The organism is Streptomyces sp. NPDC001108, from assembly GCF_053598535.1.
Window position 1 is genome coordinate 254,805 of record NZ_JBSFKL010000008.1, and the last position, 16,606, is coordinate 271,410.

Consider the following 16,606-nt stretch of genomic DNA (forward strand, 5'->3'; position numbering starts at 1 on the left):
GCTCAGGAGGCCTGGCGCTCCGGGCCGTGGTGGCTGATCTCGACATCGCCCGCGTCGCCGAAGGTGAGCCGGCAGGTGTCGGCCCGGTACGTGGCGACGGAGAGCGCGGCGGTGCCGCCCGCCACCAGGTAGCGGGTGGTGACGACCAGCACGGGAGCGCCGGGGAGCCGGTCGAGCTCCTTGGCGTCGTCCGCCCGCGCCGAGCCCAGCTCGACGGAGCGGTCCTGCCCGTCGAGGCCGAGACGGTGCAGCTCGCGCAGGACGGCACGGGCCCGGGCGGGCCCGGACGGGGCGTCGATCGCGGAGAGTTCGGGTACGGAGGACGCCGGGACGTAGAGGAACTCCGCCGCGACCGTCTGGCCGTGGGTCGTCCGGATCCTGCGTACGACGTGCACCGGCTCGGCGGCGTCCGCCCCGAGCGCGGAGGCGACCGCGGGCGGGGCGGGGGCCGTCGTGGCGTCCACGGGCCGCCATGCCTCCGCGGCGCCATCGCCGGTCCAGTCCCGCTGGGCCGTGGAGACGGCCACGCCGACGCGCGGCGGGGCGACGGTCGTCCCGACGCCGCGGCGGCGCTGGAGCCTTCCTTCGAGTTCGAGCTGCTCCAGGGCCTGCCGGAGCGTGGCCCGGGCGACTCCGAAGCGAGCGGCGAGCTCACGCTCGTTGGGCAGGATCTCGCCCACCGCAAAGTCCGAGTCGAGTGCCTCACTGAGCACGGTCTTGAGGTGCCAGTACTTCGGCTCCTGCACCGATTCCAGCTGCGTGGTCCCCACCCTGTCCTCCGCAATCGCCCAGCGGCTATTCCGCGACGTTATTTATTAAAGGTTCCTGCCTTAACGGTGAGACCATAGGACGGTAGACACCCTTGGTCAAGACCAATCCTGCGTCGGTCACGCAGTGGAACGAACCCTTGCCGCAGAGCGTTCACAGGACGTTCGTGATGCCGTGGGACGCGCGCAGCACAAAGCCCCACGGCCGGCGAGGCCATGGGGCTTCGTCCGCAGCGACGCGAGGGGCGTACGGCTACGGGAGGGCGGAGAAGTGCTGGAGCTTGTCGGGGTTGCGCACGATGTACACGCACTGGACGGCCCCGTCACTGATGTCCAGCTGGACGACGGAGTCGACCTCGCCGCCCACGAGCACCAGGAGCGCCGGACCTCCGTTGAGTTCCAGGAGCCGGGAGTCCAGACGTCCGGCCTGCTCGCGGGCGACCGCGAGCAGGAAGCGGCCGACCTTGTCGGCGCTGTCGATGATCCGCAGCGGCGCCTTGGACTTCCCGCCGCCGTCCCCGACGAGCCGCACGTCGGGCGCGAGGAGCGCCACCAGTTCCTGGAGGTCCCCGCCCGCCGCCGCGGCGAGAAAGCGCTCCGTGAGGTCGCGGCGTTGGGCCGGATCGACGTCGTACCGCGGCTTGCGCTCCTCCACATGGCGCCGCGCGCGTCCCGCCAGCTGGCGCACGGCCGCCTCGCTCCGGTCCAGGGTGTCGGCGATCTCCGCATACGGGAGTCCGAACGCCTCACGCAGCACGAAGACGGCCCGTTCCAGCGGCGACAGGGACTCCAGGACGACGAGCACGGCGATCGACACGGAGTCGGCCAGGACGACCCGCTCCGCACTGTCGGGCGCGGCGGGGCCGAAATCGGTGACGACCGGCTCCGGCAGCCACGGCCCGACATACGTCTCACGGCGTGACCGCGCCTGCCTCAACCGGTCGACGGCGAGGCGGGTGACGACCCTCACCAGGAAGGCCCGCGGCTCGCGTACGTCCTCGCGCGGCGCGGAGGACCAGCGGAGCCACGCCTCCTGCACCACGTCCTCGGCATCGGCGATCCGGCCCAGCATGCGATACGCGACGCCGGTGAGGACGGGGCGGTGGCTCTCGAAGACATCGGTCGCGGTGTCGGCTGTCACTCCCCCATCCCAGCCCACCCGCCCCACCCTGTCCAGCACGAACCGGCCGCCCCCCTTGAACTGCGGGCTACTCGGCGGTAATTGTTGTTGACGAGACGTCTAAGTCGCCTTCGGGCATGGCCCGTTCATGTCTGATCACCCCGGGAGCCCAGCATGGCCAGCACGGTCTCGTTCAGCGTCGAATCGCCCCATGGGCCCCGGACCGTGTCCGTGGCGTACGAGCGGACCGGTACCGGCGATCCGTTGCTGCTGCTCCATGGCATAGGTCACCATCACCAGGCGTGGACCCCCGTGCTGTCCCCGCTCTCCGCGGAGCGGGATGTCATAGCCGTCGACCTGCCCGGCTTCGGCGAGTCGCCGGAGCTCCCCGAGGGGCTGCCGTACGACCTGCCGACCGTGGTCTCGGTACTCGACGCGTTCTGTGCGGAGATCGGTCTGGACCGGCCGCATGTGGCGGGTAATTCCCTGGGCGGAATGCTGGCGCTGGAGCTCGGGCGGCAGAAGCGGGTGCGGTCGGTGACCGCACTCTCGCCCGGCGGATTCTGGACCGAGGGCGAGCGGCGTCTGGCGTTCGGCACGCTGCGGGCCATGAGGCACGCGGCACGGTCCATGCCGGTCCCGCTGATCGAGCGGCTCTCGCGCAGCGCGGCCGGGCGCACGGCGCTGACCAGCAGCATCTACGCGCGGCCCGGCCGCCGTTCACCCGAGGCCGTCGTCGCGGAGACCTTCGCCCTGCGGCAGGCCACCGGATTCGACCAGACGCTCGCCGCCGGGCGGAGCACAGCGTTCACCCGTGATGTGCCGGGGCTGCCCGTGACCGTCGCCTGGGGCACCCGGGACCGGATACTGCTGCGCCGGCAAGGGGTCAGGGCGAAGCACACCATCCCGGATGCCCGGCTGGTCCGCCTGCCCGGCTGCGGCCATGTGCCGATGAACGACGATCCCGCGCTGGTGGCCCGCGTCATCCTCGACACCAGCCGCTGAATCCGCACCGATGCGCGTATCCGCACCACGGGCGGCCGCGCGCCGGGACAGGGTCCCCGCCCCGAGGGCGACGCCGAGCCCGACGAGCAGGCTGCCGCAGATCTGGGCGGAACCGTAGGAACCCGTGCCAACGACCGGCGCGGTGAGTGCGGCGGAGACCGGGATCAGGCCGGAGAAGAGGGTCGCGCGCTCGGTGCCGATGTGCTGCATGCCCGTGTACCAGCAGACGAATCCGACGACGGTGACCACGGCCGCCTGCCACAACAGCGCGGCCGTCTCGGCTCCGGTGGGTATGCGCAGCGCTCCACCGCCGTCCAGGAGCACACCGAGCAACGCCGATTCGACGGCCGCGATGCCGCATACGACGGCCGAGAGCAGTCGTGGCCCGAGCGGACGCAGCACCGGCCCCGCCAGGACGGCGAAGCCGACCTCGCCCGCCAGCGCTCCGGACGAGCAGAGGATGCCCGCCAGGTCCGTGCGGCCCCACCCCTGGACGGTGAAGGCCCCGGCGGCGACCAGCCCCGCCGCGCAGAGCACCGTGCGCGTGGGCCTACGCCCGTCCAGGAGGGGTACGAGTACGGCGACGACGATCGGCGCGCATCCGACGAAGACTCCTGGAACGGCCGGTTCCGCCGACCGTTCCGCGCCGAGCACGGCCAGGTTGAAGCCGACCATCCCGATGGCGGCCAGCAGTGCGAGCCGTCCCCATTGACGTGGGGTGAGGGTGCGCAGCACGGCGGTCGGCCGACGGCCGCCGTCGCGGGCCAGGACCGGTAGGAGCAGCAGTGCCGCCAAGCCGTAGCGCAGCGCCTGGCCGCCCGCGTACGGGTAGTCGCCGAGGACGCTGTTGGCGGTGAAGGAGGCGCCCACGAGGACGCAGGCGAGGGCCGCGAGGAGGGCCCCGCGCAGTGAGCTGGCGTTCATGGGACCGACGTTAGGCAGCCGGGCGGACCGGGTTAAGGTCCACTTCCATGACGTCTTCGGGGACCAATTCGGCGTCCGGCCCGCAGGCGGCCGGTGCACGCGTCACCGGCCCACGGACGGACGGCACACGGGCCGGCGGATTCGGTTCCGCCGCCTGGGAGCTGCTGCTTCCGGCCGCCGACGCACCGGTTCGCCGACGTGGCCGCGCTCTGCAGTCGGCCCTGCGTGAGGCCGTGCGTTCCGGCCGTCTCGCGCCGGGCACCCGGCTGCCGTCCAGCCGTGCGCTCGCCACTGATCTGCGGGTTTCGCGCGGGCTGGTGACCGAGGCGTACGAGCAGTTGACGGCCGAGGGCTATCTGCGCAGTGGACGCGGCGCGGGAACATGGGTGAGTGGCGCGGTCCGTGCCCCGGCGCCCGGGGCACGTGATCTGGCGCCGCGCGCCCCGGGCGTACGCGTGGACTTCCGGCCGGGCACTCCCGATCTGTCGCTGTTCCCGCGCGGCGCCTGGGCCGCCGCCCACCGTTCGGTGCTCGGCCGGTTGCCGCACGATGCGCTCGGCTACCCCGACCCGCGCGGTCTGCCGGCGCTTCGGGACGCCCTGGCGGCCCTGTTGTCCAGGCGCCGCGGGGTGGTCGCCGATCCGGAGCGCCTGGTGGTGTGCTCCGGCGTGGCCCAGGCGACGACCCTGCTGGGGTTCGTCCTGCACGGACGGGGTGCACGGACCGTCGGCGTGGAGGACCCCGGAAGCCCCGAGCACGCCGACCTGTTCGCGTCGGCGGGGATCACCGCCGTCGGCCTGCCGCTCGACGACGAGGGGCTCGCGGTCGAGCCCCTCGTGCACTCGGGCGTACGCGCGGTCGTCACCACGCCAGCCCACCAGTTCCCCACCGGAATCGCCTACTCCGCGCAGCGTCGCGGCAGGCTTCTGGAGTGGGCCCGCGAGGTGGACGGGCTGATCGTCGAGGACGACTACGACGGCGACTTCCGCTACGACCGGGCGGCCGTCGGCGCGCTCCAGGGGCTCGACCCGGAGCATGTCGCCTACACCGGATCGGTCAGTAAATCGCTGGCCCCCGGGCTGCGGCTGGGCTGGCTGCTCGCGCCCGCGGCCATGACCGAGGAGATCGTCGCCCGTAAACGCACCATGGACCTGGGCAACCCCTCCCTCGACCAGGCGGTGCTCGCCGACTTCATCGTCCGGGGCGGCTACGACCGGCAGTTGCGCCGCTGCCAGCGCGCCTACCGCGAGCGCCGGGACGCGCTCACGTCGGCGCTGGCGGAACACTTCCCCGGGGCCGAGGTCAGCGGGATCGCCGCCGGTCTCCACGTCATCGTCGACCTGCCGGAGCGGTACGGGCCCGAGCCGCTCTTCCTGGCGCGGGCGTCCGGGGCCGGAATCGCCCTGCGGCCGCTCAGTACCTGCGGCACCGCGGCGCCCGGGCACGGGGCCGTCCGGCTGGTCGTCGGCTACGCCCATCTGTCTCCGCAGGAGATCGGGACAGGGGTACGGCTACTGGCCGATTCTCGACGGCGCCGGGAGTTCATCTGAGGTTGGCGTGCCCGCTGCCGAGGGGCACGAAGGTGGGAGCGTCCGACGAGCCACCCGTTCGTTCCGCCGACCGCTGCCCGAAAGGCGCCCCGATGCCGAACCGCCCCCCGTTCCCGTCCCCTGCCCGTCGCAGTGTGCTGCGTGGTTCGCTCGCCGCGTCGGCCGCGCTCGCACTCCCCGCGGTGGGCGCCGCCGCCCCCGCCTTCGCGCTGTCCGGCCGACCGCGCGCGGAGTGGGGTGTGCAGGTGGGCGACGTCACCTCCTCGTCCGCGCTGGTCTGGGTGCGGTCGGACCGGCCGGCCCGGATGATCGTGGAGACCTCGGCCACGGAGTCGTTCCGGCGTTCCCGCACCTGGCACGGCCCGCTCGTCGGCCCCGGCACCGACTTCACCGGGACGACACCGCTGTACGGGCTGCCGCCGGGCGAGCAGGTGCACTACCGGGTGACCCTCGCCGACCCCCACGACCCCCGGCGCACCGGGAAGCCGGTGCACGGGACCTTCCGGACGGCGCCCGCCCGACGCCGGGACGGGGTGCGTTTCCTCTGGTCGGGGGATATCGCGGGGCAGGGCTGGGGCATCAATCCGGACATCGGCGGCTATGTGGTGTACGACGAGATGCGCCGCCTCGACCCGGACTTTTTCCTCTGCAGCGGTGACAACATCTACGCGGACGGGGTGATCGAGCCGAGCGTGACACTGCCCGACGGACGGGTCTGGCGCAATGTCACCACCGAGGAGAAGGCCAAGGTCGCCGAGACCCTCGCCGAGTACCGCGGGAACTTCCGCTACAACCTGCTCGACCACAATCTGCGCGCGTTCAACTCCCAGGTACCCTCGATCGTGCAGTGGGACGACCACGAGGTGCGCAACAACTGGTACCCCGGGCAGATCCTCGACGACGCCCGGTACACCGAGAAGAACGTGGACGTGCTCGCGGCCCGTTCGATGCGGGCCTTCCGCGAGTACTTCCCGGTGTCCACGCTGCACTCCCGGTCCGGGGACGGACGGGTGCACCGGGTCGTCCGGCACGGTCCGCTGCTCGACGTGTTCGTCCTCGACATGCGCTCGTTCCGCAACGCCAACTCCCCCGGCCGGCAGCCCGACGACACGACGGGCATCCTGGGCGCGGAGCAGCTCAGGTGGCTCAAGAACGAGCTGTCCCGGTCCCGCGCGGTGTGGAAGGTGATCGCCGCCGACATGCCGCTCGGACTGGTGGTCACCGACGGCGCCACGGACTTCGAGGCGGTGGCCCAGGGCGACCCCGGAAAGCCGCTCGGGCGCGAGTTGCAGATCGCGGAGCTGCTGCGGTTCATCAAGCACCGTCGGATCACCGGAACGGTCTGGCTGACGGCCGACGTGCACTACACCTCGGCACAGCACTACGCGCCGGAGCGCGCGGCGTTCAAGGACTTCGCACCCTTCTGGGAGTTCGTCTCGGGGCCGCTCGCGGCCGGCCAGTTCCAGGCGAACGACCTCGACGCGACCTTCGGCCCCGACCGGGTGTTCGTGCGCGCGCCCGACCGGGCGAACGTGTCGCCGATGGAGGCGCCGCAGTACTTCGGCGAGGTCGACATCGACGGCGGCAGCGGTGAGTTGACCGTACGACTGCGGGCCCAGGGCGGTTCCGTGCTGTTCACCAAGGTGCTGCAGCCGGGGCGCGTCGGGCAGTGATCCGCCGGCGGACGAACGGCGTTCGGCCCCCGGCCGGGGGCCGATTGTCAGTGGTGGGTTCTACGGTTTTCCCATGACCCGATCCGTTCAGGCACTGGCCTACGCACGCTCGTCCGCCCTGGAGTCCTCGCAGGCCGGGCCGCTCCTCGGGCTGGAGACCGCCGGGGGGCTCACCCCCCGGGGCGCCGAGCCCCACCCGCGGTTCTTCTCCGGTTTCCTCACCTCTCCGGCGATCGCGGCCCGGGGGCTGCTCGCCGTGGCGGACGTCGCGTCCGCGCGGTACTACCAGCGCACGCTGCCGTCCTCGCTCGACCCGGTCGTGACGGGCAACGGGGACCGTCTGCGCTTCGAGTCGTTCTCCGGCTGCTGCGGCGTGTACGCGCGCCTCGATGTGCTCCAGCAGGGTCTGGACGGCGGGCGGACGGACCACGGCACCACCAATGTGGACGTCAACAACCCGTTGCGGGAGGCGCTTTCGCGGATATCGGGGGACGATCCGCTGCATCTGCGGGTGGGCCCGGAGGAGATGGCCGTGACCACGCTGGACGGTCCGGTCGTGGAGAAGAAGGTGCCGTTGCCCGACCGGTGGCTGCGCGGATTCGCGGAGGCGCAGGTGGCCTCCGCCGGGTTCGACCTGCGGGCCGAGCTGCCGGCCGCCGAGGCCGTGCGGTTCCTGCGCTCGCTGCCCCGTTCGTCGGGGAGTTCCTCGCGCGGGGCCCGGTGGGTGGTGCCCGCTGGAAAGACGCTCCGGCCGACGACCCGGCCGGTGGCGGGGGCGGTGTGCCTGCCGGGGCCCGAGCGGCTGGGCGCACTGCAGCGGGTGCTGCGCCACGCCACCTCCCTGCGGGTGTACGGGCCGGCCGGCGACGGGGCCGCGACCGCGAGCGCCTGGGAGGCCGTACTGCCGGGGATGCGGCTCACGCTGACGCTCTCGCCGGACGTCTCGCGCGGGTTCTCCGGTGAGGGCGGGGTGCTGGAGGCGCTGGCCACCGACGACGCGGCGGCCGACGCCGAGCTGGTGTCCGTGCTGCTGGCCTGGGAGCCCCGGATCGACACCGCGGACCTGGCGGCCCAGTCCGGCCTCACGGTGGAACGGGTCCGGGCGGCGCTGACCCGGCTGGGGACGGCGGGCCGGGTCGGCTACGACCTCGCGGACGCGGCGTACTTCCACCGGGAGCTGCCGTACGACGCGGACCGGGCCGAGCGGCACAATCCACGTCTCGTGGCGGCCCGGCAGCTGGCCGGTTCGGGCGCGGTGGTGCTCGACGCGGACACGGCGGCCGTGACATCGGGTGATCATCGGTACCAGGTGAGGGAGAAGGACGGCGTGCTGAGTTGTACCTGCACATGGTGGGCGGACTACCGCGGGCGGCGCGGCCCGTGCAAGCACGCGCTGGCCGTCCGGATGGTCCGGCGCGGGGCGCTGGTGGCCGGAGGTGCGCGATGAGCGAGCTGATGACCGCCGTACGGGAGTCGCGCGCACACGAGCTGCCGGCTCTGCTGGCCAGGATGGACACGGCGCAACGCCGTGCGGCACTGGTCGAGTTGAAGGCCCTCCGCAAGGAGAAGCGGGGCTGGAGCTGGGACAGTCAGAGAAAGGTCATCAAGCCGCTGCTCGTGGCCGGTGCGGGTTGCCACACCGGAGCGGCGGCCTGTGCCACCTGGATCGCGGGCCGGGACCTGCTGGGCTGGGACCGCCCTCCCTTCGCCCTGGTCGTCGCGGCCATGGCGGACCGTGACCCGGAGTGGCTCGGCGATGTCGCGCACCGGCTGGCGGCCCGGCCCACGACGGCGGAGATCACCTACGACCTGATCTCCCGGCTGGTACGGAAGTCCCAGTGCGCGGTGCCCACGACGGAGGGCTTCGTGCGGGGCTGGCTCCAGACGGTGTCGTCCCACCAGTGGCAGCGGAAGAAGAGGGAGCCGTTCATCGACATGCTCCGGGCCGACCCGTTCGCACCGGTGCTGCTGCCGCGGATCTTCGAGGTACAGGAGCTGCCGCCGCAGATGCTCTGGGCCTACGAGACCGATGACGAGCGCCGCTGGGACGTCACCCTCGCTTCGCTCCCCGAGGCGGGTCTGCTGGAGCGCTCGGCGCTCGTCGACGGCTGCGTGACCCGGCTGCTCCGTGGCGGAAAGCCGGGTGAGCAGCGCTTCTTCCTCAGTACGCTGCGTCTTCTCGCCCTGACCGAGCAGGAGGAGGCGGAGCGGATCCCGGACTGGGTCGGGATGGCCTCGGACGCGATGTCCACCGTCGCCGCCCATGCCCAGCAGGTACTCGGCCGGCTGGACGAGTGCGGCAGGCTCTCCGTGCGGACGCTGGCGGAGATGTCGGGCGCCGTGCTGTTCCGCACCGAGAAGAAACTGGTCCGGTCCCAGCTCGTGCTGCTCGGCAAGGCGCTGCGCCGTGATCCGTCGGCCGCCGACGAACTGCTGCCCGTGGTGGTGGGCGCCTTCGAGCACGAGGACATCGATGTGCGGGAGCGGGCGCTCAAGCTCGTGGGCCGTCATCTGCCGGCCGCCGGAGCCGGGGTGCGGGAGGAGCTCGCCCTGTCGGCATCGCTGCTCGGCCCGGCGCACCGCGCGCTGGTGGCCGAGGTGTTCGGCACCTCGGCGGTCGGGGAGCCGGAGGCGGAGGAGTACGAGGAGGTGCTGCCCCCGGCGCCGGTCGCCCGGCGCCTCGACCCGGCGCCCGTGTCGCTTCCCGAGCTGGTCGAGGACGTGGTGGTGCTGGGCCGCGCGTCCGCGCCGGAGGTCCCGGTCTTCGAGCGGGTACTGGACGGCCTGGTGCGCCATGCCCACACCGACCGGTCGGCACTGGTCGGGGCGTTGCGCGACGCGCTGACGGGCCAATGGTGGATGACCGGCGGATCGGGGGAGGGCGATCTGCCGCACTGGTCCGTACGGCAGTTCCGCGCGGCGGAGGGGATCGAGCCGGTCCTGGCCGTACTGCTCGGGTATCTCTCACCCCAGGTCGTGGCGGACGAGCTCGCGGCCTGGACGGGTACGGGGTCCTGCGTCCACGACTCCCTGCAGGGGGTTTCGCGGGCCCGGGTGTGGGATGCCGCCGATGCCGTGCTGACCGGTGATCGCCCGTTCCTGGTGGCGACCCCGACCTGGCACACCGGCTCGCTGGACCCCGCGGTACTGGTCGAACGGCTGCGGGAGTACTGGCGGCTCGGCCTGCGGCCCGGCCAGACCGACTTCGCCCAGGCCCTGCTGCGGGTGCGGCGTCGTGGGCAGGACGGGGCAGCGGCGGAGGCCGAGTCGCTGGGAACGCTCGAGGGCGAGCGGCTGGCCGCCTGGCTGCGGGCCGACGAACCGCTCGCCGAGGTGCACCGTTTCGATCTGGAGAAGAAGGTCAGGCGGGGGCAGACGGTCGAGCGGTCGCACCGGATCCTGCTGGCCACCAAGGAGCGCCCGTTCGTCAAGGAGGTGCTCCCGCGCTCCTTCCACTGGCTCGGGCAGGCGCGGATCCCGACGCACAGCCCGTGCTACCACTGGGACGCGCGTCAGGAGATCTGGACCGCCGTCCTGCCGGAGGACGCCGAGACCCTGGCCGCCTGGCTGCTGCCGCACGCGGCGAACGACGTGGTGGAGGAGATCGAGAACGACATACGGTCGCTGACACTGCTCACCGAGCTCGACGGCCCGGCGGGCGAGGCCCTTCATCTGACGCTGGCTTATGAGCTGGGTGCCCGGTATCCCGAGGACCGCCTGGCCGCGGTGGACGCCCTGCTGATTCTCGCCACCCAGCAGCGGCTCGACGCGGCGCTGCTCGGCGACCGGATCTCGGTCCTGCTCGGCCATGGGCTGATCAAGCCCAACCGTCTCGCGGACTCCGTCCGCACCGCCGCCCTCACCGGCGCGTACCGGACGGTGCTCTCCGTCCTGATCGGAGTGCTGCCCGGGGTGCTGGCGCACGAAAAGGCTCCGCGCGGGGCGGGCGATCTGCTCGGCGTGGCGGCGGAGTGCGTCGAGCACTGCGGTACGACGGGGGCCGGAGACATACCGGGGCTCGCGGAGACCGCTGCGCGTGGCGGATCCTCGCAGCTGGTCCGGCAGGCCAAGCGGCTGGCGGAGGCGTGGAAGGCCGGTGTCGCGGGGAAGTGACGGCCCCGTCCCTCGGAAGGGGCGGCCCTCGGGAGAACGGCCTCCGGAAGGGCGATCTTCGGAACGGGTGGCACCCGGGATCGATGACTGCCCGGAACCCGGGGGCGCCCGGAGCCGACGGCCGCCCCGGATGCCCGTGGGGGCTGCTCGGAGCCCACGGGCATCCGGGCCCCAGAAAGGTTCGGGCCCAGAAGAATTCGGGCCCAGGAACGTTCGGAACCCAGGGACGAAATCGACCTGAAAGGGATCAGGCGCACATGTAACCCATCGGTCACAGCGTGTTCGTGGTCAGGCAACAACTCTCGGTCAGAGTGAGTACATGACTGACACGACATCCGCGAAGACCGCCCATCGCCGCCACCACTGGCGGCGGGACGTGATCGAGCTGGCCGCGGTCTTCACCGCGGTCGCGGTGGCCGACGCCGTCGCGAACCTGATCGGTCACCAGCCGGGCGGACCGTCCCTGTTGATCGTCTCGGCGCTGGCGCTGGCGGTGACTGCCGGGTTCCACACCTGGTGGGCCCGCCGCCACAGTCACGCCCCGCCACCGCACGACACCACCGGCGCAAGCCCGGCCCCGGCCCCGGCCTCAGTCGCATTCCCGTCCCCGTCCGACACGGACACCGGTGCCGAGGCTGAATCCGGCACCGACACCGACACCGGGGCGCGTGCGGTGGCCGGTCCGGGCCGGGCACAGACCGTCGAGGGCACAGCGCTGTGGCGGATGCGGACCACGGTCCGGGATGTCCCCGGCAGCCTGGCCGTGGTGTGCGCCGCCCTCGCCCGGCACCGGGTGGACATCCTCACCCTCCAGACCCACCCGCTGGCCCGGGGCACGGTGGACGAGTTCCTGCTGCGCGCCCCCGCACGGCTTCCCGCGCGGGAGCTCGGCCGGGCGGTCTCCACGGCCGGGGGCAGTTCGACCTGGATCGAGCGGGCCGACGCCCACGATCTGGTCGACGCCCCGACCCGCGTCCTGGGCCTCGCCACCCGTACGGCACTCGATGCCGCCGAACTCCCCCTTGCCCTGAGGCAGTTGCTCGGCCGGTGCACCATCCGCTCGCTGCCCGCCGTCTCGGCCACCGGCCGGAGGACCGGCGCGGTCGCCCCCGTCGAAGGAGTGTTGGAGGAAACGGTGATGCGGCTGCACGACCCCTCGGGAGGCGCCCTCACGGTCGAGCGACCGCATCTTCCGTTCACGCCGACCGAGTTCGCCCGGGCACGTGCCCTGGTCGAACTCGATGCCCGGCTCGGCCCCCGTGTCCCACGCGGCGCACAGGTGCTCACCCTGCCCGAGGGCAACGAGATCACCGTACGCCGCGCCGACCCGACCGACCTCCCGGCCGCACGCGCGATGCACGACCGCTGCTCCGACCAGACGCTGCGGATGCGCTACCACGGTCCGGTCCAGGACGCCGACCGCTACCTCGACCACCTGCTCGGCCCCCGCTTCGGCCGCACCCTCGCCGTACAGACCGCCTCGGGTCGGCTGGTCGCGCTCGGCCACCTGCTCTGGGACGGTGACGAGACCGAGGTGGCCCTCCTCGTCGAGGACGACTGGCAGCGCCGCGGCATCGGCTCCGAGCTCCTGCGCCGACTGGTCGCACTCGCGATCGAGGCCGGTTGCGAGAGCGTCTACGCCGTCACCCAGGCATCGAACACCGGAATGGTCGCGGCCATGCGCTCGCTCGCCCTTCCGCTGGACTACCAGATCGAGGAGGGCACCCTGGTCGTCACGGCCCGGCTGGACGCGACGCCGGTCCGTTCACTGCCCCCGTACGAGCAGGCCGGCCGCTGACTGACCGGTCGCTGACTGGCCGGTCGCGGCCACCGGGTGCTCGGCGTACTGCGCGCCGAGCGCCTGGTCGAGGTCGGCCCACAGGTCCTCCACGTCCTCCAGGCCGACCGACATCCGCAGCAGCCGGTCCCCGACGCCGGAGGCGTGCCGGTCCCCCTCGTCCACGATGCGATGGCTGATGGAGGCCGGGTGCTGGATCAGGGTGTCCACGCTGCCGAGGCTGACCGCCGGTGTGACGAGCCGTACGGCCGAGATCACCCGGTGCGGATCGCCGTGCACCTCGAACGAGACCATCGCACCGCCCAGTTCCGGGTAGTGGACCCGGGCGACACGCGGATCGGCGGTCAGCCTGCGGGAGAGTTCGGCAGCGGTCGCGGACGCCGCCCGTACCCGTACCGGAAGGGTGGCCAGGCCCCGCAGCAGCAAGAATCCGGCCATCGGGTGCAGCACTCCGCCGGTGGCGAAGCGCACCTGTCGCAGCCGGGCAGCGAACTCCTCGTCGCAGGCCACCACCCCGCCCATCACATCGCCGTGCCCACCGAGGTACTTGGTAGCGCTGTGCAGCACGATCCGGGCGCCGTGCTCGACGGGCCGCTGGAGCACCGGCGTGGCGAAGGTGTTGTCGACAAGCAGCGGCACCGAACCGCAGGAGTGGGCGACTGCCCGGATGTCCACCTCGGCGAGCGTCGGATTGGCGGGGGTCTCCACCACCACCAGCCCGGTCTCCGGGCGGATCGCCTCGGCGATGCCCGCCGGGTCGGTCCAGGTCACCTCCGTACCCAGCAGCCCCGCGCCGAGCAGGTGGTCGCTGCATCCGTAGAGCGGGCGGACGGCGACCACATGGCGCAGACCCATGCTCGCGCGGGCCAGCAGCACGGCGGTCAGGGCCGCCATTCCGCTGGCGAACGCGACGGCGCTCTCCGTTCCTTCGAGCCGGGCGAGGGCGGTCTCGAACCGGGCCGTCGTCGGGTTGTCCAGCCGCGCGTAGACCGGCGGTCCTTCGAGCCGGGCGCCGGTCGTGGCGAAGGTGTCGATCCGCTCCGCCTCGGCCCGGGAGTCGTACGACGGGTAGGTGGTGGACAGATCGATCGGCGGGGTGTGCAGTCCGAGGGCGGCGAGGTCGTCGCGGCCCGCGTGCACGGCTTCGGTGGCGAGCGCCCGGGACCGGTCGGGAACCGGGGGCGCCGTCGGGGTTTCGGTGTCCATGCCTCCACTCTGAACATGTACCGGCCGGTCCGGTGCAACGCCCGTGCTACGTTCGGCCAATGGCCGATTCTGTCGCTCTCGACCCGGTGGACCTGCACATTCTGCGGCTGCTGCAGAACGATGCCCGGACCACGTACCGAGAACTGGCCGCCGAGGTCGGGGTGGCTCCGTCGACCTGTCTGGACCGGGTGGCCAGACTGCGCCGCTCGGGCGTCATTCTCGGCCACCAGCTGCGGCTGGACCCGGCGCGGCTCGGCCGGAGTCTGGAGGCGCTGCTCTCCGTACAGGTCCGGCCGCACCGCAGGGAGCTCATCGGCCCGTTCGTCGAGCGCATCAGGGCACTGCCGGAGTCCCGCGCACTGTTCCATCTGACCGGCCCCGACGACTATCTGGTCCATGTCGCGGTCACCGGCACGGCCGATCTGCAGCGTCTGGTGCTGGACGAGTTCACCTCCCGCCGCGAGGTGGCGCGGGTCGAGACGAGGCTGATATTCCAGCAGTGGGAGTGCGGTCCGCTGCTGCCACCGGCCGCGGATCCACCGGAACCGGACCGCAGGGACCGGACGACGTGACGCAGGATTGGACAAAAACATGACGCGGGGGCCGAACGGCCGCACAACCGGACCGCCGGACCGCCGGACCGCCGGGGCCCGACGACGCGAAGCGGCGGCCCGGCCATGTGACGCGGCGGCGTAACGATGTGACGCGGAGGCCGTCGCCGTACGAGGATGTCCGCATGTCAGACACTCCCAGCAGCGCGCTGCCCCGTCAGGTCGCCGACGCCTACGTCGACGCGTTCATCGAACTCGATCCGGTCTCCGGAACATATCTGGGTGTCGCGGAGAGTTCGCGCCGCCTTCCCGACTTCTCCCCCGCCGGGCAGGAGGCCCTCGCCGAGCTCGCCCGGACCACCCTGGCGAAGCTCGACGCCGCCGAACAACTGCCCGGTGCGGACAGCGAGGCCGAGCGCCGCTGCGGCCGGCTGCTGCGCGAGCGCCTCACGGCGGAACTCGCCGTTCACGAGGCCGGTGAAGGGCTGTGCACCGTCTCCAACCTGTCCTCCCCGGCGCACAGCGTCCGTGAGGTGTTCACGGTGACGCCGACCGACACCGACGAGGACTGGGCCGCGATCGTGGACCGGCTCAACGCGGTGCCCGCCTCCCTGGAGGGCTACCGCGCCTCGCTGGCGCTCGGTCTGGAGCGCGGGCTGTACGGCGGTCCGCGCGCCACGGCCACGTTCATCGGCCAGCTCGACGAGTGGGCGGGCCAGGGCCGTGACGGCTTCTTCCAGGAGTTCGTGGCCGAGGGCCCGCAGGCGCTGCGCGCCGACCTGGACAAGGGCGCCGATCGGGCCACGGAGGCGGTCGCGTCCCTCCGCGACTGGATGCGCGACGTCTACGCCCCGGCGGTCGAGGGCGCGCCCGACACGGTGGGCCGCGAGCGCTACGCGCGCTGGGTGCGGTACTTCAACGGCACCGACCTGGATCTCGACGAGGCGTACGCGTACGGCTGGTCCGAGTACCACCGGCTGCTCGGCGAGATGCGGACCGAGGCCGAGAAGGTGCTGCCCGGTGCCGGTCCCTGGGAGGCGCTGGCCCACCTCGATGTGCACGGCACGCACATCGAGGGGGTGGACGAGGTGCAGGCCTGGCTGCAGAAGCTGATGGACGAGGCGATCGAGGCACTCGACGGCACCCACTTCGAACTCGCCGAGCGGGTACGGAAGGTGGAGTCCCGGATCGCCCCGCCCGGCGGCGCGGCCGCCCCCTACTACACGGGCCCGTCCGAGGACTTCTCCCGTCCCGGGCGCACCTGGCTCCCCACGATGGGCGAGACCCGGTTCCCGGTGTACGACCTGGTGTCGACCTGGTACCACGAGGGGGTGCCCGGTCACCATCTGCAGATCGCGCAGTGGGTGCACGTGGCCGACAGCCTCTCCCGCTACCAGGCGTCGATCGGCGGGGTCAGCGCCAACTGCGAGGGCTGGGCGCTCTACGCGGAGCGGCTGATGGACGAGCTGGGCTTCCTGACGGACGCGGAGCGCCGGCTCGGTTACCTGGACGCGCAGATGATGCGGGCCTGCCGGGTGATCGTGGACATCGGCATGCACGCGGGGATGGAGATCCCGGCGGACTCCCCCTTCCACCCGGGCGAGCGCTGGACCCCGGAGCTGGCGCAGGAGTTCTTCGGCAGCCACAGCGGACGCCCCGCCGACTTCGTGGAGAGCGAGCTGACCCGCTACCTCTCGATGCCGGGGCAGGCCATCGGCTACAAGCTGGGCGAGCGGGCCTGGCTGCTGGGCCGGGAGAACGCCCGCAAGGCGCACGGCGACGCCTTCGACGCCAAGTCCTGGCACATGGCGGCGCTGTCGCAGGGTCCGCTCGGGCTCGACGACCTCGTCGAGGAGCTGTCCCGGCTCTGACCGCCCCGGGGGCGGCCGGGCTCCGGGT

General features: G+C 72.5%; 11 protein-coding genes and 1 pseudogene. 8 read left to right on the top strand and 4 right to left on the bottom strand.

Annotation, left to right across the window (positions count from 1 at the left end; genetic code table 11):
- Nucleotides 1–2 precede the first annotated feature (2 nt).
- Together ACWC97_RS20150 and sigJ are read right to left on the bottom strand one after the other, a co-directional pair.
- Nucleotides 3–770, bottom strand: coding sequence for a GntR family transcriptional regulator (locus tag ACWC97_RS20150; protein WP_450650660.1), 768 nt, complete (start codon nt 768–770; stop codon nt 3–5).
- A 250-nt stretch (nt 771–1,020) separates the two neighbouring features.
- Entirely contained in the window at nt 1,021–1,908 is an 888-nt protein-coding gene (gene sigJ / locus ACWC97_RS20155) for an RNA polymerase sigma factor SigJ (RefSeq protein WP_352274322.1), read from the bottom strand.
- A gap of 153 nt (nt 1,909–2,061) precedes the next feature.
- Here sigJ and ACWC97_RS20160 point away from each other — a divergent pair, with 153 nt between their 5' ends.
- Nucleotides 2,062–2,892: an alpha/beta fold hydrolase gene (locus ACWC97_RS20160; RefSeq protein WP_352274321.1), complete on the top strand. Its 831-nt coding sequence runs from the start codon at nt 2,062–2,064 to the stop codon at nt 2,890–2,892.
- A 75-nt stretch (nt 2,893–2,967) separates the two neighbouring features.
- Here the strand turns inward: ACWC97_RS20160 and ACWC97_RS20165 are convergent.
- Nucleotides 2,968–3,816, bottom strand: a pseudogene (locus ACWC97_RS20165) (DMT family transporter); the annotation flags it as partial.
- Nucleotides 3,817–3,863: 47 nt separating this feature from the next.
- On the opposite strand from ACWC97_RS20165, the gene pdxR reads away from it, so the two are divergent.
- The 5 genes from pdxR (at nt 3,864) to ACWC97_RS20190 (ending at nt 12,950) form a co-directional block, all read left to right on the top strand.
- Nucleotides 3,864–5,366: a MocR-like pyridoxine biosynthesis transcription factor PdxR gene (gene pdxR / locus ACWC97_RS20170; protein ID WP_450650662.1), complete on the top strand. Its 1,503-nt coding sequence runs from the start codon at nt 3,864–3,866 to the stop codon at nt 5,364–5,366.
- 92 nt (nt 5,367–5,458) lie between these two features.
- Nucleotides 5,459–7,039 (top strand): alkaline phosphatase D family protein, encoded by a 1,581-nt coding sequence (locus tag ACWC97_RS20175; protein WP_450650664.1) that lies wholly within the window; start codon nt 5,459–5,461, stop codon nt 7,037–7,039.
- A gap of 73 nt (nt 7,040–7,112) precedes the next feature.
- Complete coding sequence (locus tag ACWC97_RS20180) at nt 7,113–8,486, top strand: SWIM zinc finger family protein (RefSeq protein WP_450650666.1); 1,374 nt, start codon at nt 7,113–7,115, stop codon at nt 8,484–8,486.
- Nucleotides 8,483–11,152 carry a DUF6493 family protein gene (locus ACWC97_RS20185; protein WP_450650668.1) on the top strand — a complete coding sequence of 890 codons (2,670 nt, stop codon included), beginning with the start codon at nt 8,483–8,485 and terminating at the stop codon, nt 11,150–11,152. The genes ACWC97_RS20180 and ACWC97_RS20185 overlap by 4 nt, the downstream gene beginning before the upstream one ends.
- A gap of 319 nt (nt 11,153–11,471) precedes the next feature.
- Nucleotides 11,472–12,950, top strand: coding sequence for a GNAT family N-acetyltransferase (locus ACWC97_RS20190; protein ID WP_450650670.1), 1,479 nt, complete (start codon nt 11,472–11,474; stop codon nt 12,948–12,950).
- Here the strand turns inward: ACWC97_RS20190 and ACWC97_RS20195 are convergent.
- Nucleotides 12,918–14,156 (bottom strand): trans-sulfuration enzyme family protein, encoded by a 1,239-nt coding sequence (locus tag ACWC97_RS20195; protein WP_392279917.1) that lies wholly within the window; start codon nt 14,154–14,156, stop codon nt 12,918–12,920. The two genes, ACWC97_RS20190 and ACWC97_RS20195, sit on opposite strands and share 33 nt — an antisense overlap.
- 59 nt (nt 14,157–14,215) lie before the next feature.
- Here ACWC97_RS20195 and ACWC97_RS20200 point away from each other — a divergent pair, with 59 nt between their 5' ends.
- Entirely contained in the window at nt 14,216–14,728 is a 513-nt protein-coding gene (locus ACWC97_RS20200; protein ID WP_352274314.1) for an Lrp/AsnC family transcriptional regulator, read from the top strand.
- 164 nt (nt 14,729–14,892) lie between these two features.
- The gene (locus ACWC97_RS20205; RefSeq protein ID WP_352274313.1) at nt 14,893–16,578 is read left to right on the top strand and encodes a DUF885 domain-containing protein; all 1,686 of its coding nucleotides are present in this window, start codon (nt 14,893–14,895) and stop codon (nt 16,576–16,578) included.
- The last annotated feature ends 28 nt before the right edge of the window (nt 16,579–16,606 follow it).

What these genes read in the sequence shown, in the direction of transcription:
- ACWC97_RS20160 (WP_352274321.1), top strand. Translation starts at nt 2,062, where the DNA reads ATGGCCAGCACGGTCTCGTTCAGCGTCGAATCGCCCCATGGGCCCCGG.
- pdxR (WP_450650662.1), top strand. Translation starts at nt 3,864, where the DNA reads ATGACGTCTTCGGGGACCAATTCGGCGTCCGGCCCGCAGGCGGCCGGT.
- ACWC97_RS20175 (WP_450650664.1), top strand. Translation starts at nt 5,459, where the DNA reads ATGCCGAACCGCCCCCCGTTCCCGTCCCCTGCCCGTCGCAGTGTGCTG.
- ACWC97_RS20180 (WP_450650666.1), top strand. Translation starts at nt 7,113, where the DNA reads ATGACCCGATCCGTTCAGGCACTGGCCTACGCACGCTCGTCCGCCCTG.
- ACWC97_RS20185 (WP_450650668.1), top strand. Translation starts at nt 8,483, where the DNA reads ATGAGCGAGCTGATGACCGCCGTACGGGAGTCGCGCGCACACGAGCTG.
- ACWC97_RS20190 (WP_450650670.1), top strand. Translation starts at nt 11,472, where the DNA reads ATGACTGACACGACATCCGCGAAGACCGCCCATCGCCGCCACCACTGG.
- ACWC97_RS20195 (WP_392279917.1), bottom strand. Translation starts at nt 14,156, where the DNA reads ATGGACACCGAAACCCCGACGGCGCCCCCGGTTCCCGACCGGTCCCGG.
- ACWC97_RS20200 (WP_352274314.1), top strand. Translation starts at nt 14,216, where the DNA reads ATGGCCGATTCTGTCGCTCTCGACCCGGTGGACCTGCACATTCTGCGG.
- ACWC97_RS20205 (WP_352274313.1), top strand. Translation starts at nt 14,893, where the DNA reads ATGTCAGACACTCCCAGCAGCGCGCTGCCCCGTCAGGTCGCCGACGCC.